17 protein-coding genes are annotated in these 19,517 nt (G+C 62.0%); 9 read left to right on the forward strand and 8 right to left on the reverse strand.

Translation table 11 applies throughout. From position 1 onward, the window contains the following. The first annotated feature begins 9 nt into the window (after nt 1–9). The 3 genes from LIY45_RS21230 to LIY45_RS21240 are packed head-to-tail and all read left to right on the forward strand — an operon-like array spanning nt 10 to nt 2,555. Nucleotides 10–726, forward strand: a complete 717-nt coding sequence (locus LIY45_RS21230; protein WP_226477496.1) for an ABC transporter permease subunit — start codon at nt 10–12, stop codon at nt 724–726. Beyond that, complete coding sequence (locus LIY45_RS21235; RefSeq protein ID WP_226477497.1) at nt 723–1,433, forward strand: ABC transporter permease; 711 nt, start codon at nt 723–725, stop codon at nt 1,431–1,433. Before LIY45_RS21230 ends, LIY45_RS21235 begins: the two co-directional genes overlap by 4 nt. A gap of 9 nt (nt 1,434–1,442) precedes the next feature. Then, on the forward strand, nt 1,443–2,555 hold the full coding sequence (locus LIY45_RS21240) for a succinylglutamate desuccinylase/aspartoacylase family protein (RefSeq protein ID WP_226477498.1): 1,113 nt from the start codon (nt 1,443–1,445) through the stop codon (nt 2,553–2,555). Here LIY45_RS21240 and LIY45_RS21245 read toward each other — a convergent pair. The 4 genes from LIY45_RS21245 to LIY45_RS21260 all read right to left on the reverse strand — a co-directional run bounded on the left by LIY45_RS21245 (nt 2,547) and on the right by LIY45_RS21260 (nt 6,086). After that, on the reverse strand, nt 2,547–3,113 hold the full coding sequence (locus tag LIY45_RS21245) for a tetratricopeptide repeat protein (RefSeq protein ID WP_226477499.1): 567 nt from the start codon (nt 3,111–3,113) through the stop codon (nt 2,547–2,549). The two genes, LIY45_RS21240 and LIY45_RS21245, sit on opposite strands and share 9 nt — an antisense overlap. A gap of 225 nt (nt 3,114–3,338) precedes the next feature. Further along, nucleotides 3,339–4,622: a glutamate-1-semialdehyde 2,1-aminomutase gene (gene hemL, locus LIY45_RS21250; protein WP_063026923.1), complete on the reverse strand. Its 1,284-nt coding sequence runs from the start codon at nt 4,620–4,622 to the stop codon at nt 3,339–3,341. Between the two features lie 21 nt (nt 4,623–4,643). Continuing rightward, nucleotides 4,644–5,270, reverse strand: coding sequence for a thiamine phosphate synthase (gene thiE / locus LIY45_RS21255; RefSeq protein ID WP_226477500.1), 627 nt, complete (start codon nt 5,268–5,270; stop codon nt 4,644–4,646). Nucleotides 5,271–5,288: 18 nt separating this feature from the next. Further along, nucleotides 5,289–6,086, reverse strand: a complete 798-nt coding sequence (locus LIY45_RS21260; RefSeq protein ID WP_026077821.1) for a hydroxymethylpyrimidine/phosphomethylpyrimidine kinase — start codon at nt 6,084–6,086, stop codon at nt 5,289–5,291. A 286-nt stretch (nt 6,087–6,372) separates the two neighbouring features. On the opposite strand from LIY45_RS21260, the gene LIY45_RS21265 reads away from it, so the two are divergent. The 4 genes from LIY45_RS21265 (at nt 6,373) to LIY45_RS21280 (ending at nt 12,882) form a co-directional block, all read left to right on the forward strand. Beyond that, entirely contained in the window at nt 6,373–8,751 is a 2,379-nt protein-coding gene (locus tag LIY45_RS21265; protein ID WP_226477501.1) for a hybrid sensor histidine kinase/response regulator, read from the forward strand. 91 nt (nt 8,752–8,842) lie between these two features. After that, a complete protein-coding gene (locus LIY45_RS21270) occupies nt 8,843–10,495 on the forward strand; it encodes an acyl-CoA dehydrogenase family protein (RefSeq protein ID WP_226477502.1) in 1,653 nt (550 codons plus the stop codon). A 174-nt stretch (nt 10,496–10,669) separates the two neighbouring features. Further along, nucleotides 10,670–12,169 (forward strand): AMP nucleosidase, encoded by a 1,500-nt coding sequence (amn, locus tag LIY45_RS21275; protein WP_172834544.1) that lies wholly within the window; start codon nt 10,670–10,672, stop codon nt 12,167–12,169. A 71-nt stretch (nt 12,170–12,240) separates the two neighbouring features. Further along, entirely contained in the window at nt 12,241–12,882 is a 642-nt protein-coding gene (locus LIY45_RS21280; RefSeq protein ID WP_026077820.1) for a pseudouridine synthase, read from the forward strand. On the opposite strand, the gene LIY45_RS21285 is transcribed toward LIY45_RS21280, so the two are convergent. Further along, nucleotides 12,877–13,086 (reverse strand): DUF2788 domain-containing protein, encoded by a 210-nt coding sequence (locus LIY45_RS21285; protein WP_026077819.1) that lies wholly within the window; start codon nt 13,084–13,086, stop codon nt 12,877–12,879. The genes LIY45_RS21280 and LIY45_RS21285 overlap by 6 nt on opposite strands. A gap of 228 nt (nt 13,087–13,314) precedes the next feature. Continuing rightward, the gene (locus tag LIY45_RS21290; RefSeq protein WP_003194418.1) at nt 13,315–13,794 is read right to left on the reverse strand and encodes an Lrp/AsnC family transcriptional regulator; all 480 of its coding nucleotides are present in this window, start codon (nt 13,792–13,794) and stop codon (nt 13,315–13,317) included. A gap of 414 nt (nt 13,795–14,208) precedes the next feature. Here LIY45_RS21290 and LIY45_RS21295 point away from each other — a divergent pair, with 414 nt between their 5' ends. Beyond that, nucleotides 14,209–15,327, forward strand: coding sequence for a DUF6515 family protein (locus LIY45_RS21295; RefSeq protein ID WP_226477503.1), 1,119 nt, complete (start codon nt 14,209–14,211; stop codon nt 15,325–15,327). Here the strand turns inward: LIY45_RS21295 and LIY45_RS21300 are convergent. Continuing rightward, nucleotides 15,324–16,217, reverse strand: a complete 894-nt coding sequence (locus LIY45_RS21300; protein WP_017476230.1) for a cation diffusion facilitator family transporter — start codon at nt 16,215–16,217, stop codon at nt 15,324–15,326. The two genes, LIY45_RS21295 and LIY45_RS21300, sit on opposite strands and share 4 nt — an antisense overlap. 15 nt (nt 16,218–16,232) lie before the next feature. Further along, nucleotides 16,233–16,652 carry a hypothetical protein gene (locus LIY45_RS21305; RefSeq protein ID WP_017476229.1) on the reverse strand — a complete coding sequence of 140 codons (420 nt, stop codon included), beginning with the start codon at nt 16,650–16,652 and terminating at the stop codon, nt 16,233–16,235. Nucleotides 16,653–16,902: 250 nt separating this feature from the next. Between LIY45_RS21305 and hrpB the strand changes: the two genes are divergently transcribed. After that, on the forward strand, nt 16,903–19,410 hold the full coding sequence (gene hrpB, locus LIY45_RS21310; protein WP_226477504.1) for an ATP-dependent helicase HrpB: 2,508 nt from the start codon (nt 16,903–16,905) through the stop codon (nt 19,408–19,410). The last annotated feature ends 107 nt before the right edge of the window (nt 19,411–19,517 follow it).

The following is a 19,517-nucleotide window of genomic DNA, read 5'->3' on the forward strand; positions in this document are numbered from 1 at the left end:
AGCGCACACATGTTGTCCACCTTCACTCAATTCGCCTCGACCCTGGACAGTTTTGCGCCACTGCTGTTGCGCGGTGTCTGGGTCACGCTGCAGTTGGCCCTACTGTCACTGCTGCTGGGGCTGGCGTTCGGCCTGCTCGGTGCAGGTGCCAAGCTGTCCAGGGTCAGGGCCTGGCGCCTTTGCGCACAGCTCTACACCACCCTGATTCGCGGGGTGCCCGACCTGCTGTTGATGCTGTTGATTTTTTATGGGGTGCAAACCGGTTTGAGTCGTCTGACGCAGGAACTGGGCATGGCCTACATCGAAATCGACCCATTCAGCGCAGGCGTACTCACCTTGGGATTTATCTACGGCGCCTACTTCACCGAAACCTTTCGTGGTGCCCTGCTGGCTGTACCTCGCGGCCAGTTCCAGGCGGCCAAGGCCTTGGGCATGACCTTCAGTCAGGGCTTTGTGCACGTGATATTCCCGCAAATGATGCGATTCGCCCTTCCGGGGCTGGGCAATAACTGGATGGTTTTGCTCAAGGCGACTGCGCTGGTGTCGATCATTGGCTTGGCGGATTTGGTCAAGGTCGCCCAGGTAGCGGGCAAAAGTAGCCAGCAGCTATTGGCCTTTTTGCTGATGGCCGCATTGATCTACCTGTTGCTCAGCAGCGTTTCAAACCTTGCCTTGCGCTGGCTGGCGCGTCGTTACGGCGTCGGTGCGCAGGAGTCATCACCATGATCGAGTTGATCCAGGAATACTGGCGGCCGTTCATCTATTCCGACGGTCAACAACTTACCGGCCTGGCCATGACCCTATGGCTGACCAGTGCCTCCCTTTGTCTTGGCCTACTGCTGGCACTGCCCTTGTCCATCGCCAGGGTGTCATCCAGGTGCTGGCTGCGTTGGCCGGTGCAAGGCTTCACCTACCTGTTCCGCGGCACGCCGCTGTATATCCAGTTGCTGATCTTTTATACCGGGATCTACAGCATTGCCGCCGTGCGTGAACAGCCCTTGCTGGATGCGTTTTTCCGTGAGGCGCTGAACTGTACGCTGTTGGCATTTGCCCTGAATACCGGCGCCTACACCACGGAAATTCTCGCGGGCGCCATTCGGGCGATGCCTCGTGGTGAAGTCGAAGCCGCCCGATCCCTGGGGTTCGACGGCTGGAAGCTGTATGTCCACCTGATCATGCCATCCGCATTGCGCCGCTCATTGCCCTACTACAGCAATGAGGTGATTTTCATGTTGCATTCCACCACGTTGGCGTTCACCGCCACGGTGCCGGATATCCTGAAAGTGGCACGGGATGCCAACGCCGCAACCTTTCTGACCTTTGAATCATTCGGCTTCGCAGCAGCCCTTTACCTGTGCATTACCTTTGCCTTGGTAGGTTTGTTTCGCCTGGCTGAACGGCGCTGGCTGCGTTTTCTGGATGCGGCCCGATAGGAGATCGAAATGCAGACCCACGTGCATGAGTTGTTGGAGGTCGTACCGGGTACGACGCGACAGATTCGCAGTTTTCATTACGGCCCGGCCAATGCAGCCGGCAAGGTTTATATCCAGGCGTCCCTGCACGCCGATGAACTGCCGGGCATGCTGGTCTTATGGCATCTGAAGCAGCGGCTGGCGCACCTGGAGGCGGCAGGGTTGATGCGTTGGTCGGTTGTGGTGGTGCCGGTGGCCAATCCGCTGGGGTTGGAGCAAGTGTTGATGGATGTGCCCCAGGGGCGCTTCGATAACGACAGTCGGGAAAACTTCAATCGTTTCTTCCTCGACGTCAGCCAGCAGGTCGGCGATCGCGTCGAAGCCCTGTTGGCGGATGAACCGGGCGCCAATCTGCAACTGATCCGTGGCGTCTTGCTGCAAACACTGGCCAGCCAGGAGCCGGCGACACAGTTGCAATCCATGCGCTTGACCCTGCAAACGCTGGCCTGCGATGCCGACATCGTGCTGGACCTTCATTGCGATTTCGAGGCCGTGCAGCATTTGTATCTGTCGCCGGATTTCTGGTTGCACGTGGAGCCTTTGGCCCGTTACCTGGGAGCCAGGGCGTGTTTTTTGGCCAAAGAGGCCGGCGGGCAATCGTTCGATGAGTGTTTTACGTTGTTCTGGGCGCACATGCAGGCGCGCTTTCCCGGGCGCTTTTCGGCACCGGGGTTTGCTGTGACTGTAGAGTTGCGGGGTGTTGCCGATGTGGATCACGGACTGGCGCGTCAGGATTGCCAGGCGTTGATCGACTACTTGATTCAGCGGGGAGCCATTGACGGCCAGGCGCCGCCGTTACCGCCATTACTGAATGCGCCAACGCCGTTGGCGGGAGTAGAACCGGTGGTGAGCCCAGTGGGAGGCTTGATTGTGTTTTGCGTGAAGGTGGGGGATTACCTGGCGGCCGGGCAAATCCTCGCCGAAGTTATCGATCCGATCACTGATCGGGTGACACCGGTTGCTTGCACCCGAGAAGGGCTTTTGTATGTTCGATCAGTGCGGCGAATGGCCAGTGCCGGTATGACGATTGCCCATGTAGCGGGCCCGAAGGCACATCGACAGGGCTATCTGTTATCACCTTGAAGGATCTGGCAGCGGCGAAAAGGGCGAGCTGCCATCTGCGCTCTGCAGTTCCTGCAGGTAGTTGCGGAAAATCTGTCCCAGCACTTGGGTAGCCACTTCCAGTTCGTCGCGCTGCATGTGTTCGGCCACTTCGTCGGCCGTGTCCAGCGCATCTTCGGCACCGTTCACCGCCGCCATTTTCAGCACGATGTACGCCTGGACGTTATTGGCCGGTACGCCTTCGCCGTGGAAAAACATGGTGCCCAGCTGGAATTGCGCCTGGGCGTGGCCCTGCAACGAGGCTTTCTCGAAGTAGCTCAAGGCCTTGTTGAGGTCGCGTGCGGGGTTTTTACTGTTGTAGAAGTACTCGCCCAACTCGTATTGCGCCTGCGCATCCCCACCATCGGCCTGTTTCTGGCACGCGCTCAGGGCTTCGGCCTGGCTTTCCGGCTGGCTATTGAGGGTGCAACGACCCATCGCTGGGATTAACAACGAGTTGCCGCCTGCCTGGGCATACGCCAGCAGCGGCTGAAGGAGCAACAGGCAGCCCAGAACCAGGGTGCGGCCGGTGCGTTTCATGGGAATCGACTTACCTCTGACGGGGCGCGGGACCCACGGGGGGATCCAATAAGCGCGCATTATGAAATAAGCAGGCCTCTGCTTACAAAGTCTTTACTCGTTTTTCTGCTGCGTGGGCAAGTTATCTGCCGGATTGCAGGTGAATTCTCGAAAAAAGACGGAAATGTCTGTAAGCAAAGTAGCAAATCTGACGCCGCCAGGGGCGGCGCCTGATTTTTGATCCGCTTATTTCAAGGCGGCGAAGGCGCGTTCGGCAGCATCGAGGGTCAGTTTCAGCTCTGCATCGCCATGGGCGATCGAGGTGAAGCCGGCCTCAAAGGCGCTCGGTGCCAGGTACACGCCCCCTTCCAGCATCAGGTGGAAGAAGCGCTTGAACAGGTCGGCATCGCTGCCCATCACATCGTCGAAGGTGACGATGTCGTCGGCGCCGCTGAAGTACAGGCCGAACATGCCGCCCGCCTGGGTGGTCACGAACGGAATGCCGGCGGCATCGGCGCGCTGTTGCAGGCCGTCCAGCAGGCGCGTGGTGTAGTCGGTCAGCTCGGCGTGGAAGCCCGGGCGGCTGATCAGGCGCAGGGTGGTCAGGCCGGCGGCCATGGCCAGCGGGTTACCCGACAGGGTGCCTGCCTGGTACACCGGGCCCAGCGGCGCGATGTGTTGCATGATTTCGCGCTTGCCGCCGAAGCAGCCCACCGGCATGCCGCCGCCGATGATCTTGCCGAAGGTACTCAGGTCCGGCGTGACGCCGTAGTAAGCCTGGGCGCCGCCGAGGGCAACGCGGAAGCCGGTCATCACTTCATCGAAAATCAGTACCACGCCATGTTTGTCGCACTGTTCCCGCAGGCCTTCCAGGAAACCCGGGGCCGGCGGTACGCAGTTCATGTTGCCGGCCACTGGCTCGACGATGATGCACGCCACTTCCTGGCCGACTTCGCTGAGCATCTGCTCGACGGCAGCGATGTCGTTGAACGGCAGGGTCAGGGTGTGTTTGGCAAACGCGGCCGGTACACCGGCGGAGCTCGGTACGCCCTGGGTCAGCGCGCCGGAACCGGCCTTGACCAGCAGGCTGTCGGAGTGGCCGTGGTAGCAGCCTTCGAACTTGATGATGCTGTCGCGGCCGGTAAACCCACGGGCCAGGCGAATCGCACTCATGGTGGCTTCGGTGCCGGAGCTGACCATCCGCACCATCTCCATGGACGGCACGATGGAGCACACCAGGTCGGCCATCTCGGTTTCCATGGCGGTCGGTGCGCCATAGGACAAGCCGTGCTGCAGTTGCTGGCGTACTGCGTCCAGTACGTCCGGATGGCTGTGGCCGAGGATCATCGGGCCCCACGAACCCACGTAGTCGACGTAGCGCTTGTCATCTTCGTCGGTGACGTAGGCGCCTTCGGCATGTTTGAAGAACAGCGGGGTGCCGCCAACGCTCTTGAACGCTCGCACGGGGGAGTTCACACCGCCGGGGATGTGTTTCTGGGCATTGGCAAACAGGGTTTCGGAACGGGACATGATCGGGCTCTCTGAAATCGATTATTGAGGCTTGAGCAATTCGTTGAAGGCGCGGGCGCGGCGTGTGACTTCCTGGGTGCTGTCGGCACCAAACAGGCCGTGGACTACCGCCAGCAGATCGGCACCGTGGGCTACCAATGGCTCGGCGTTTTCCAGGGTGATGCCGCCGATCACGCAGATCGGCAGGTGCAACCGCGCGCGGGCCTGGGCCAGCAGTTCAACGGTGGCAGCCGGCGCGCCGGGCTTGGTGTTGGAGTTGAAGAAACGGCCGAAGGCGACGTAACTGGCGCCCTCCTTGGCAGCCTGCTCGGCCAGTTCGATCTGGCTGTGGCAGGTGGAGCCGATGATCGCCTTGGAGCCCAGCAGCGCACGGGCCGGGGTCAGCGGGCCGTCGGTCTGGCCCAGGTGCACGCCGACGCCGAGGCGCGCGGCCAGTTCGGCGTCATCGTTGATGATCAGTTGCGTCTTGTAGCGCGAGCACAGCTCCCGCAGTTTTTCGGCTTCCCGCAGGCGGCGCGCGTCGTCGCTGCTTTTATCGCGGTATTGCAGCAGGGTCACGCCACCGTCCAACGCCGCTTCGACGTAGGCCAGGAACTTGCCGGCCAACAGTTGGCTGTCGGTAATGGCATAAAGGCCACGTAGTTTCATCGGGCAGGCCTCTTGGTGTTACGAGCAGAAATCCAACGGCAGACGACGAGGCACGAATTGCCCCTGGCCGAGTTGTTCAGCGTCACGCAGGGTGCGCCAAGTGTAGTTGAGGGCCGATTGCACCGCGCTGACCAACCCTTCGCCTTGTGCCAAGCGACCCGCCAGCGCGCTGGCCAGGGTGCAGCCGGAACCGTGATAACTGCCGGGCAGGCGCTGGCAGGTAAAGGTCTGGTGCGTGCCGTCGCGGCTGTAGAGACGGTTGTGCACTTCGTGCTCGTCGCCATGGCCGCCGGTGATCAGCAGGTGCTTGATGAAAGGCAGCAGTTTCGCGGCGCACTCGTCCGCCGAGCCTTCGGGCAGTTCGGCGAGGATGCGGGCTTCGGGCAGGTTCGGCGTGGCAATCAGCGACAGCGGCAACAGCCGCTCGCGCATGGCGTAGCCAACTTCGTCCTTGCCCAGGCTGCCGCCGCCGCCGGCGCGCAGCACGGGGTCGCAGACCACTGGCAAATGCGGGTGCGCCTTGAGCAGCTCGACCACGGTGTCGACCATTTCCAGGGAACCGAGCATGCCCAGTTTGACGGCCGCCACTTCGGAATCGCCGAGCACGGCGTTGGCCTGGGCCAGCACCCACTCGCGGTCCAGCACGCGGAAATCGCTGACGTTGACGGTGTTCTGCACGGTCAGCGCGGTGACGGCCGGGGCCGCATGGCAACCCTGGGCGAGCAGGGCTTCGATATCTGCCTGCAAGCCGGCGCCACCACTGGGATCATGGCCGGAGAGACAGAGGACAACGGGGCGAGAGCTGTAGATATTCATGGTGCGCGAGCTTACCACCAAACGCTTTTTGGGTGGCTGTCGGGCGATGGTTGAATTTTTAACGGATGACCCGGGTGAAATGGCTGTTTGCTATCATCGTCGAAAGCAGGTCAAATGCTCTGTAATGCCCGCTCTAGAGCCTTTCAAAAAATTATTTCAATGGTGTCTTTTGGCCTGTAATGGCTATGCTAGAGTGGATTAAAACCAATAACTGTATCGCCGGTATACGTCTGCTCAAAAGGAATGGAGGCTTTTGACATAACCGGACAGGTCACGCTGGGGCTCTATGCGCTATTTGCTGATGTTACTGTTGAGCGGACTGCCGATGCTGGCCGGCGCAGTCGAGTTCAACGAGTCCACCACGCGGTTGCCCCTGGGCCAAGTGATGCAAGTCCTTGAGGACCCCAGTGGCGCCCTGACCATTGGCGATATCAGCTCGCCGGTCCTCGCCAGTCGTTTCAAGACCCACGACAAAGCCACATTGAATGCCGGCTATTCGCGCTCGGTGTTCTGGCTCAAGGTCGACTTGCATTACCGTGCACAGCGCCCGGATGCCCCGCGCCGCTGGCTGCTGGAACTGGCTTACCCGCCGCTGAACCAACTGGAGCTGTACGAGCCTGACAGCGTCGGCAACTATCGACTGGTGTCGCGCACCGGCAGCATCCTGCCGTTTTCCAGCCGCGAAATCCGCCAGAGCAACTACCTGTTCAAGCTCGACTTCGTACCTGGCCAGCAGGAAACCCTGTACCTGCGCCTGCAAAGCCAGGGCTCTATCCAGGCACCGCTGACCCTCTGGTCCACCACCGCGTACCTCGAAGAACAGCCATTGCGCCTGTACGTGCTGGGTGTGATCTACGGCGTGTTGCTCGGCATGCTGATCTACAACCTGTTCATCTACCTGAGCGTGCGCGACACCAGCTATCTCTATTACATCCTTTATATCGCCTCGTTCGGCCTGTATCAGCTGTCGGTCAACGGCGTGGCCGTGCAGTACTTCTGGCCCAACAACCCATGGTGGGCGAATGCGGCGGTGCCGTTCCTGATCGGTTCGGCGGCGCTGTTCGGCAGCTTGTTTGCCCGCAGCTTCCTGCACACCGCGCTTTATAGCCGCTGGATCAACCGGCTGCTGGTGGCGCTGGCGGTCTGCGGTGCGGGAGTGATGGTGCTGGCGCTGTTCACCAGTTATGCCCTGGCGTTGCGCCTGGCCACCGGGTTGGCGCTGGTGTTCACCGTGACCATCTTTGTGGCAGCCATCAAGGCCTGGTATTGCGGCCAGCGGATGGCGCGCTATTTCATCATCGCCTGGACCGCGTTCCTTTTGGGCGGTGTGGTCAATACCATGATGGTCCTGGGCTACCTGCCCAATGTGTTCCTCACGATGTACGCCAGCCAGATCGGCTCGGCACTGGAAGTGGCCTTGCTGTCCCTGGCCCTGGCCGACCGGATCAATTCGATGCGCGAGCAACAGGCGCAAATCCTGTTTGATGCCAGCCAGAAGCTCGAGGTGCTCAACACGCAACTGGCCCGCAGCAACCAGCTCAAGGACGAATTCCTCGCCACCTTGACCCACGAATTGCGCACTCCGATGAACGGCGTGATCGGCTCCCTGGAGTTGATGCAGACCGAGCCGCTGCAAGGCGACCTCGCCCAGTACCATCAAACCGCCGCAGGCTCGGCCCGCGAGATGATGCGCATGGTCAACGGCATCCTCACCCTCACCGAATTGCAGGCCGGGCGCCTCAGCCCGCAGCCCCAGGTGTTCAGCCTGCGTGGGTTGCTCGACACCTTGCGCCAGCAGTTCGCGGCCAGCGCCCAGAGCAAGGGCCTGGAGTTTTCCATCGATCTGGCGGATGAGTTGCCGGACCGAGTCAGCGGCGACCCCGGCAAGCTGGCGCAATGCCTGGATTGCCTGCTGGACAACGCCTTCAAGTTCACCCACGAAGGGGCGGTGCGGGTGCGGGTAGTCGGCGTGCCACAGGCCGACGGGACGTTGCGCCTGACCTTTATCGTCACCGACACCGGCATCGGGTTCGCTTACCTCGATGAGGCGACCCTGTACCAGCGTTTCTTCCAACTGGATGGCTCGACCACCCGTCGCTACGGCGGCATGGGCATCGGCCTGGCGATCTGCCGGCAATTGATCGAATTGCTCGGTGGGCGCCTCACCCATAATTCCGAGCCTCGCCGCGGCAGTCGCTTCCAGCTGGAGCTTGCGGTCAGCCCGCTCCCGCCCGAGCCCGCGCCCGTGCGGCGAGCACCCCAGGCACAACGCACACCGCAGGAGTGCGCGGTGTTGCTGGTAGACGACAATGGTGTGGCGCAATTGGTGGTGCGCGGCATGTTGCTCAAGCTCGGTTACCGCGTGAAAACCGTCGACAACGGGCCAGCGGCCCTGGCGCTGTTGCAACGTGACACCTTCGATGCGGTGCTGCTGGATGTACCGGAGGGCGGGTTTTCGCTGTGCTGCCAGATTCGTGCATTGCCGGGTTGTGGAGAGCTGCCGGTGATTGCCCTGAGCAGCTCGGCGCAAAGCCCCGAGCGAGACGATTGCCACGGTGTGGGCGTGACGGATCGATTGGCAAAACCGGTGCGATTTGATGCCTTGCAGGCGATGTTGCATATTCGGTTGCTGTCAACGGAAAAGGGCGAAAGTGCCGATATTTAGGCATTTATCCCCTTTTTCTTTCTGGTGTGGTGGTGCTTAACTCAGAAACAGGCCTTTGAATCAGCAGGCCAACTTTTTCGAGGAGGCTGCCATGAACCTGCACCCGTTCGCCGAAACCCACGACGTCACCAACCAGCCACCGTCCCTGGACGGCACCAACCTGTACCGTATCGATCTACCCCTGCAAGAATGGTCCCGGCGCTTTGGTGCCGGCTGGGCCGAGCAGCGTATCGATACCTACGGTGCCTTGGCGGGTGGGCCGCTGATGGAGGCCGGTTTCCTGGCCAACCAGAACAAGCCGGTGTTCAACAGCCATGACCGTTTTGGTCATCGTATCGACCTGGTTGAATTTCATCCGGCCTACCACGAACTGATGCGCACCGCCGTCGAGCATGGCCTGCCGTCGTTGCCGTGGGCCCACCCACAATCCGGCGCCCATGTGGCCCGCGCGTCCATGACTTACCTGCACAGCCAGGCCGAAGCCGGCACCGGCTGCCCGCTGACCATGACCTTCGCCTGCGTCCCGGCCCTGCGCTTGCAGCCGGACCTGGCTGAAACCTGGCTGCCGAAAATCCTCGCCACCGAATACGACCCGCGCAACGTTGGCATTGCCCACAAGGCCGGCGCCACCATTGGCATGGCCATGACCGAGAAACAGGGCGGCACCGACGTGCGCGCCAACACCACCCGCGCTTACCCGGTAGGCGCGGGTGGCCCCGGCCAGGCGTATGAGTTGGTGGGACACAAGTGGTTCTGCTCGGCGCCGATGTGCGATGGCTTCCTGACCCTGGCCCAGACCGACAAGGGCCTGACCTGTTTCCTGCTGCCCCGGCACCGCCCGGATGACACCCGCAACGAGTTCTACATCCAGCGCCTGAAAAACAAACTCGGCAACTGCTCCAACGCTTCCAGCGAAGTGGAGTTTCGCGGAGCGCTGGCCTGGATGATCGGCGAAGAAGGGCGCGGCGTACCGACCATTATCGAAATGGTGGCCATGACCCGTTTCGATTGCATGGTCGGCTCCAGCGCCTTGATGCGCCAGGCACTGACCCAGGCCAGCCATCATTGTGCCCACCGCCTGGTGGGCGGCCGGGTGCTCAGTGAGCAACCGCTGATGCAAAACGTGCTGGCCGACCTGGCCCTGGAAAGCGAGGCGTCCCTGGCCTTGAGCATGCGCATGGGCCGCGCGCTGGACCATCTGGATAACGAACAGGAAGCCAAATTCGCCCGTCTGGTAACGGCGGTGGGCAAGTATTGGATCTGCAAGCGCGCGCCCGCGATGATCAACGAAGCCGCCGAGTGCATGGGCGGGGCCGGGTATGTGGAGGACAGCATCCTGCCGCGCTTGTACCGTGAGGCGCCGGTCAACTCGACGTGGGAAGGTTCCGGCAATGTGCAGTGCCTGGATGTGCTGCGGGCCTTGTCGAAAGAGCCCGGCGTGTTGGAGGCGCTGTTTGTCGAGCTGGGGGATGGCCACGGTCACAAGCACCTGGCGTGGCACATCGAGCAGTTGAAGTCGGCCTTTATGGACACCCAGGACATCCAGTACCGTGCCCGGCAACTGACCGAGGACATTGCCGTGGCGTTGCAGGCCAAGTTGTTGCTGGAGGCGGGTAATGCCAGTGTGAGTGATGGTTTTATCGCCAGCCGACTGGGTGAGTCGTCGGGCCGGGTCTATGGCACCTTGCCGCGCGGTGTGAATGTGGAAGCGATTGTCGCGCGCTCGACACCTCCTTTTTCCTGAACAAACACGGTCAAAATGTGGGAGCGGGCTTGCTCGCGAAGGCGGTGGATCAGCCAATACATGTGCTGACTGATCTACCGCCTTCGCGAGCAAGTCGAATCGTCGCACCGCCGCCCCCACATTATTGATCGCATTCCAATTCCGGTGTTCCAGTGCGCCAGGGATACAGGCAAGATGAAGGCCTGCAAGTCAGAACACAGGATGCTTACCGTGACCGAAGCTTTTGTTGTCGTTCAAACCGCCGAAGAAGCCGTGGATCGGCTGGCGGCTCTCCATGAGCGGGCCACTGGCGCGCTCAATCAAGCCCTCAAGCGCTACCTCAAAGACCGCGTCGAGCCCGACGCCGAACAACGTGCGATGTTTCGCTACCCGGAACTTCGTCTGACCTATCTGGTGCAGGGCGAAGTCCCACAGACCACCCGGGCGTATGCCAAGGTCCAGTTGCCGGGGACCTACAGCGTCACCGTCACCCATCCGTCAGCCTTCCGCAAATACCTGCTGGAGCAACTGGTGCCGTTGATGCATGACTTCACCGTGACGGTGGAAGTGGGCGTCAGCCAGCAGAACATTCCCTACCCGTACGTGGTGGAGCAGGGCGACGAACTCGCCGGTTCTGGTGTCACCGCCGCCACGCTGGCGCGGGTGTTCCCGAGTACCGACCTGTCTGCCGCCACCGATGGTATCGCCGACGGCCTGTACGACTGGGAAAACACCGATCCGCTGCCATTGGCGCTGTTCGATGCCGCCCGTGTCGATTTCTCCCTGCGTCGCCTTGTGCATTACACCGGCAGCGACTGGCGCCATGTGCAGCCGTGGATTTTGCTGACCAACTACCACCGCTACGTTGACCAGTTCATCGTGCATGGCCTGGAGCAGCTGCGCAGCGACCCGCGCTTTATCCGCATGGTGCTGCCGGGCAACGTGATCATCGACAAGAGCATGGACCACGGCGAAGCGTCTGCTATCGCCGCGGGCGTGGTCTGGCACCGCTACCAGATGCCGGCCTACCACTTGCAGGCCAGCGATGGCCACGGTGTCACCCTGGTGAACATCGGCGTCGGCCCGTCCAATGCCAAGAACATCACCGACCACCTGGCCGTGTTGCGTCCGCATTGCTGGCTGATGATTGGTCACTGCGGCGGCTTGCGCCAATCCCAGACCATCGGCGACTACGTGCTGGCTCACGCCTACATGCGTCGCGACGGGATTCTCGACCGGGTCGTGCCGCCGAATATCCCGATCCCGGCCCTGGCCGAAGTGCAGATGGCCTTGCAGCAAGCGGCAGCCAACGTCACCGGCGAGAAAGGCGAAGAGCTGAAAAAGCGCCTGCGCACCGGCACCGTGTTGACCTACGACGACCGCAACTGGGAGCTGCGTTGGGCCCAGGAGCGTCCGCTGATCAACCTGTCCCGCGCCGTGGCCGTGGACATGGAAAGCGGCACCATCGCTGCCCAGGGCTACCGCCTGCGGGTGCCTTACGGCACGTTGTTGTGTGTGTCGGACAAACCGCTGCACAGTGAGATCAAGCTGCCGGGTTCGGCCAACGCGTTCTATGAGCGTGCGGTCAGCCAGCACTTGAAGATCGGCATCGAGGCGGTGGATCTGTTGCGCACCGAACTCAATTCGTTGCACTCGCGCAAACTGCGCAGCTTCGACGAGCCGCCGTTCCGCTAAACGGTTGGGATGGTTATTTAACGGTCAGGCCACTAGCATTGTCGGTCCTGACCGTTAGATGTTCCTTTGCCATGTCCCGTCCTGCCCGTCCCGTTTCCCGCCGCCCTGGTGTGAAAAGTCCGCAAACCTCGTCAGCCCCGCGTCGTGTCGCCAAGGCGCCACCGGCCGAGCCCAAGTTGATCCTGTTCAATAAACCCTTCGATGTGCTGACCCAGTTCAGTGACGAAGGCGGGCGGGCGACCCTCAAGGATTTCATCGACATCCCCGGTATTTACCCGGCCGGACGCCTGGACCGTGACAGTGAAGGCCTGTTGCTGCTGACCAATGACGGGCAGTTGCAGGCGCGCATCGCGGACCCCAAGCACAAGCTGGCGAAAACCTATTGGGTGCAGGTGGAAGGCGAGCCGACCGAGGAACAGCTGCAACGCCTGCGCGACGGCGTGGAACTCAACGACGGCATGACCCTGCCCGCCGAAGCCCGACAACTGGACGAGCCACAATTATGGCCGCGCAACCCGCCGGTGCGGTTTCGCAAAAGCGTGCCGACCTATTGGCTGGAGTTGGTGATTCGTGAAGGGCGTAACCGCCAGGTGCGGCGCATGACGGCCGCCGTAGGCTTGCCGACGTTGCGGCTGGTGCGGGTGCGCATTGGTGACTGGTCGATCGACGGCCTGGATCAAGGCCAATGGAAGGAAGTGCCGGCGCGCTTATAAGGCGCCGGACTCGATCAGGCCGATCACCACGCTCTTGATGATGAACGCGGCGACGCCCAGGCCCAGCACGAAGAACAGGATCATCGAGCCAAAGCGCCCGGCCTTGGATTTCTTCGCCAGGTCCCAGACGATAAAGCCCATGAAAATGATCAGGATGCTGACCAGGCCGGTCATCATCCATTCTTCAAACACGGCGGGATCAATCGAGTTCATTGGGTGGTTTCCGGCTGGGGCAGGGCGGGAAGTATACGCCAGCATCATCAGCTCATTATTGACCTGCGTCGGTCTGCCGCAGACTTATCACTCTGCTGAAACACAGTCGAAATGTGGGAGCGGGCTTGCTCGCGAATGCGGTGGATCAGTCAGCACATTCGGCGCCTGGCACACCGCATTCGCGAGCAAGCCCGCTCCCACATTTGTTCGGCGCTGGTCTTAAGTGCGCAAATGGGTCAGCGGCAACTCGGTGCTGTTGAGTACCTGGTTCAGCACAAAGCTTGAGCGCACGCTGGTGACGCCTTCGATGCGGGTCAGGTGCCCCAGCAGCAGTTTCTGGTAGTGATCCATGTCTGGCACCACCACCTTCAGTTGATAGTCGGCGTCCATACCGGTCACGAGGCTGCACTCCAGCACTTGCGGCAAGGTGCGGATGGCCGCTTCGAAGTTCTCGAAACGCTCGGGTGTATGTCGGTCCATGCCGATCAGTACGTAGGCCGTGAGACTCAGGCCGAGCATCTTGCGGTCGAGCAAGGCGACCTGGCGGGCGATGTAGCCGTCGTCTTCCAATTGCTTGACCCGGCGTGAGCACGGCGAAGGCGACAGGCCGATCCGCTCGGCCAACTCCTGGTTGGAGATCCTCGCGTCGCGCTGCAATTCCGCCAAAATACTCAGGTCGTATCGGTCAAGTTTGCTCATGGGGCTGGCCTTTGTCGTAACTATTGCGGCGAATTATCTATCCAGGGTTAAAAATTGCGCAAGCACTGTTTATTGACGCAATCTTCGCAATCATCTGTCCGGGCCTGGGGCGTAAAGTTATCAACAGAATCACCGCCCGGACATACAGTCCACTGCAGCCCGCTCATACCGCCGGCTGCGGCCGCCAACCCCACAGGGTTGCCCCGGCCCCCGGGCTGCACACTGTCCACAAGACGGCGTGAGGTGAGCCAACGTCAAAAGCGTTGAGCCAGGACGAAGTTCTCAAGGGGCGACCGACGGGTCGCCCCTTTTTATTGCCTGCGAAAATAGTTCTCGTGACTGATAACCTGTCGCAGAACCGGGCCCCGGTTTTCCAGTCTTACGTGTAGGCCCTAATCCGCAGTGAGGAATAGCATGAAGCGCATCTGGCGTTTGGCAGGTGTTGGTTTGCTGATGGTAACCGTTGGTGCGCAAGTGATGGCCGACGAACAGCCACGCCCTGAAGGCGGTGGCCAGCATGAAAAAGGCCCGGAAGGGCATCCAGGCAATAATCAGCCTCGGCCGCAGAACAACCAGCCTCGACCGCAAAATAATCAACCGCGTCCCGAAGCCCCGCGTCCCGAAAACAATCAGCCGCGCCCGCAGAACCCGCATTTCGAAAATAATCAGCCACGGCCGCAGAATGAGCATTTTGAGCGGCCTAATGGGGGTGGCCAGTGGCAAGGTCGCCCGCAAGGCAACCAGCAGCAACCCCCGCACCCTGCGCCTCAGCCGGCGAATAACCTGCCGATCCAGGGGCGACCGGATTCCGTGCGCCAGACCCAGGAACCACGTCCCGGCAACTATCAGGACATTCCGCGTCGCAACGATGGCAATCAGCACTGGCAGGCCGGCAATGGTGGCCAGGGTGGCCCCGGCCGGCCCGGCTTCAATGGCGGTGGCAATAACCATCCCAACGATCACCGCTGGCCAGGTCGCCCCGACGGGCACGGCAATGGCTGGGGCCCCGGCCCGCAATACCGTCCGGGTTATATCGTCGACCGCTTCCCTGACCGCAACTACCGCGTTCCGTACCGTGGCCAGGACTACTTCTTCTCGGGTGGCTACTGGTATCGCCCACAAGGCCCGCGTTATGTCGTAGTGGCGCCGCCTTACGGGATCCGCGTGCAATACCTGCCGGACTACGCGCGGGAAGTATGGGTAGGCAGTGCGCTGTTTTTCCTCGCCGCCGGAGCCTATTACACCTACGAAGAAAGCACTCAGCAGTACGTGGTGGTCGAGCCTCCGCCTGCCGCGCCAGCGCCGCAGCCAGTGCCCCAGGGCAATGGGTATGACGTGGTGGCTTACCCGGCCAACGGCCAGTCACCGGCGCAAGTCCAGCAGGATGGTTACGACTGCTATCGCTGGGCCGTGCAACAAAGTGGTTTTGACCCGAGAACCGTCACCTACGCGCCAGACCCGGCGGTGGTGCAAACCTACCGCCAGGCCCAGGGCAACTGCCTGAGCAGTCGCGGGTATCAGGTGCAGTACTAGGGCTTCTCGCCCTTGACCACTTCCTGCGGGTCGGCGTGCACCAGCACTTCGGCTCGCGGGTAGGCTTTGTGGATGGCATCGGCGGCCTGGTCGCTGATGCCGTGTGCCACGGACAGACTCAATTCCCCCGGTAACTCCAGGTGCAGCTGCACAAACCAGTGGTTGCCGGAAATCCGTGTGCGCAAGTCATGGGCGCCCAGTACGCCGGGCACATTGCACGCCAGCTCCAGCATGTGCTGGCTGACATCCGGCGGCAGTTCCTCGTCCATCAACACCGAAAAACTTTCCCGGGCGATCTGGATGGCGCTCCACAAGATGTAGGCCGCGATGCCCAGGCCGAACCAGGCGTCCACCTGGTGAAAACCGAATGCCGCCATCACCAGCGCCACCAGGATACTGCCGTTGAGCATCATGTCTGAGCGGTAATGCAGCGAGTCGGCACGGATGGCGTTGGAGCCGGTTTCGCGGATCACCCGGTGTTGCAGGATCAGCAGCGCCGCGGTCAGCGCCAGGGACAGAATGATCACGCCGATGCTCAGCCACGGCGCGCCCACAGGTTCCGGATGCTGCAAACGCTGGAACGCCTGGAACGCGATCAACACCGCACTGCCGGCGATAAACAGTGCCTGGGCCATCCCCGCCAGGGACTCCGCTTTGCCGTGGCCATACCGGTGATCGTCATCGGCCGGGCGTAACGCGTAGTGCACGGCCAGCAAGTTGAGCAGCGAGGTGATGCCGTCGAGCAGCGAGTCGGTCAGCCCGGCGAGCATGCTCACCGAGCCGCTGAGCCACCAGGCGATGGCCTTGGTCACAATCAGCACACAGGCCACGCCGACAGAAGCGCGGGTGGCCAGGCGCAACAGCCGGGCGTGTTCGGGACTGGTGGTCATGGGGTCAGTCAGTCCTTAAGCGGCAGGTTGCAGGCCCAGGGTGGCGAGCTGTTGCACGCTGCCCTTGAACTGGATCATGCGTGGGTCGTCCAGCGGCAGGTTATGGCCGGTTTCTTTCTGAATGATGGTTTGCAGTTTGGCGTTGTCGACCTTGCCGTCGGCGCCGATGGCTTGCTGGAGCTTTTCCGGGGCCACCTGGGCGGTCTTGCCAGGCTCGAAGTAAATCGCGCCGGTGGCAAAGTCGACACCAAAGGCGATCAGGCCCGGGATCACGTAGAACAGCAGGCCGACCGCATCGAGCACGGCAATCGCCGGGTCGATCTTGCCGTCGATCTGGCCACGGCGGTCGGGGTAGAAAATCGAGCCGCAAGCCGTCAACTGGCTCAGCAGGGTGACGGCCAGAACACCGCCGATGACACGGGAAGCAACACGCATGGGACTCTCCTTGAACATAATGAAAGTGACTATAAGCCAGTCTACAAGGCGACGATGATCAAATGTGGGAGCTGGCTTGCCTGCGATGGCGGTGGTTCAGTGTCAGGTGTGTTGGCTGACACACCGCTATCGCAGGCAAGCCAGCTCCCACCTTTGACCGCATTCCAGTCAGGACAGGGCCGTGTCGTTGAGACCACCACCGACACCCGGCAGTTCGCCGTTATACTCGCCGCTCTGCTTTGGAGCCAGTATGAATTCGTTGCCGATCGATGATGTTTTACCCGCCCTGCGTGACGCCTTGGCGACGCGCCATGAAGCCGTGCTCGAAGCACCGCCCGGCGCCGGTAAAACCACACGGGTGCCGTTGGCGCTGTTGAATGAACCCTGGCTGGCCGGGCAAACCATCTTGATGCTCGAACCCCGCCGCCTAGCCGCCCGCGCAGCGGCAGAAAGGCTGGCCAGTGAACTGGGGGAAAAGGTCGGCGAAACCGTCGGCTACCGCATTCGCCTGGACAGTAAAGTCGGCCCCAATACGCGGATCGAAGTGGTCACCGAAGGCATCCTCACTCGCCGCTTGCAGGATGACCCGGCACTGGACGGTGTTGGCTTGCTGATCTTTGACGAATTCCACGAGCGCAGCCTGGACGCCGACCTGGCGCTGGCCCTGAGCCTCAATGGCCGGGATCTGTTTCGCGACGAGCAGCCACTGAAGATCCTGCTGATGTCCGCCACCCTGGAAGGCGAGCGCCTGGCCGGGTTGCTGGACGACGCACCGATCCTGCGCAGCGAAGGGCGCATGTACCCGGTGCAGATGCGCTGGGGCCGGCCATTCCAGCCCGGTGAATTTATCGAGCCGCGGCTGGTGCAGACCGTCCTTGAGGCCCTGCACGATGAGACCGGCAGCGTGCTGGTGTTCCTGCCGGGCCAGGCGGAGATTCGTCGGGTCAATCAGCAATTGGCTGATGCACTCGGCGATAACCCCGATGTGCTGCTGTGCCCGCTGCATGGCGAACTGGACCTGGCGGCCCAACGCGCCGCCATCGACCCGGCGCCCGCCGGCCAGCGCAAAGTGGTGCTGGCCACCAACATTGCCGAGACCAGCCTGACCATCAACGGGGTGCGGGTGGTGATCGATGCCGGGCTGGCGCGGGTCCCGCGTTTTGACCCGGGCAGCGGCATGACCCGCCTGGACACCCAGCGCATCTCCCGCGCCAGCGCCACCCAGCGTGCCGGCCGGGCAGGGCGACTGGAGCCGGGGGTGTGTTATCGGTTGTGGTCCGAAGATCAACATGAAGGGCTGGCGGCGTATTCCAGCGCGGAAATTCTCTCGGCGGATCTTTCCGGTCTGGCGCTGCAATTGGGCCGCTGGGGCGTGGCGCCGACTCAGTTGGTGTGGCTCGACGTGCCGCCCACCGCCGCTTATGCACAGGCTCAGGATTTGCTTGAGCGATTGGGCGCATTGAGCGATGCCAAGCTGACCCCCCACGGCCAGAAAATGGCCGGGTTACCTGCGCACCCGCGTATCGCTCATTTGCTGTTGCGAGGTCAGGATTTGGGCCTGGCTAACATGGCCTGTGACGTGGCGGCACTGTTGGGAGAGCGCGATATCTTGCGCGGCGCCGGTGCGGATTTGCACAGTCGCCTGGCGTTGTTATCTGGCGAAGAAAAGGCCCGTGGTACCCAAGGTGGCGTGCAGCGTGCCAAGCAACTGGCCCGGCAATACCGTGGATATTTAAGAGGCAAGGCTGAGCAACCGGTCGCTGATCCCGATCATCCGCGCTGGCTCGGCGCGTTGCTGGCGCTGGCCTACCCGGACCGTGTCGCTCAGCAACGCCGTGCGGGCGGTGCCGAATACCGCCTGGCCAACGGCCGTGCCGCGCTGTTCGCCGAAGCCGACAGCCTGATGAAACAACCCTGGCTGGTGATCGCCGATCTGGGCAGCCGCCAGGGCCAGCGCGAAGAACGGATTTACCTCGCGGCGGATTTTGATCCGGCGCTGTTTGACTCGGTGTTGGCCGAGCAGGTGCGTAATGTCGACCAGCTTGACTGGGATGAGCGCGAAGGCGTGCTGCGGGCCGAACGCCAGCGCAAGGTCGGCGAACTGGTGCTCAGCCGCGAGCCGCTGACCGGCCTCGACGAATCCGCCCGCAGCCAGGCGCTGGTCAACCTGGTGCGGCGCAAAGGCCTGGAACTGCTGCCCTGGACCCCGGAGCTGCGCCAGTGGCAGGCGCGGGTGATGCTGCTGCGTGATCTGGATACCGGCAAGGCCAGTGAATGGCCAGATGTCAGCGACAGCGCCTTGCTCGCCAGCTTGGAACACTGGTTGATGCCGTACCTGGGCAAAGTGTCGCGCCTGAGCCATTTTTCCACTCTGGATATTTCCAGTTTCCTGCATAACCTGCTGCCGTGGCCGTTGCCTGCGCGGTTGGACGAGTTGGCGCCGCACCATCTGAAGGTGCCGTCGGGCTCGTCGGTGCGGCTGGACTACAGCGAGCAGCCGCCGATTCTGGCGGTGCGTTTGCAGGAGTTGTTCGGGCTGGCGGATACGCCACGGATCGCCGGCGGGCGGCAGGTGGTCAAGCTGCACCTGCTGTCACCGGCAAGGCGCCCGGTGCAGGTAACCCAGGACCTGGCCAACTTCTGGCGCAGTACTTATGCCGAGGTGAAAAAGGATTTGAAGGGGCGGTATCCGAAGCATTATTGGCCGGATGATCCGTTGATTGCTGAACCGACTGCTCGGATCAAACCAAGAAAGTAAGCGCGCCGAAGATCAACTGTGGGAGCTGGCTTGCCTGCGATGCAGGCAACTCGGTTTTTCAGTGGCACCGCGGTGATGCTATCGCAGGCAAACCGGCTCCCACACGG

Origin of the sequence: Pseudomonas sp. MWU16-30323 (assembly GCF_020515595.1) — a bacterium.
Lineage (GTDB): Bacteria > Pseudomonadota > Gammaproteobacteria > Pseudomonadales > Pseudomonadaceae > Aquipseudomonas > Aquipseudomonas yamanorum.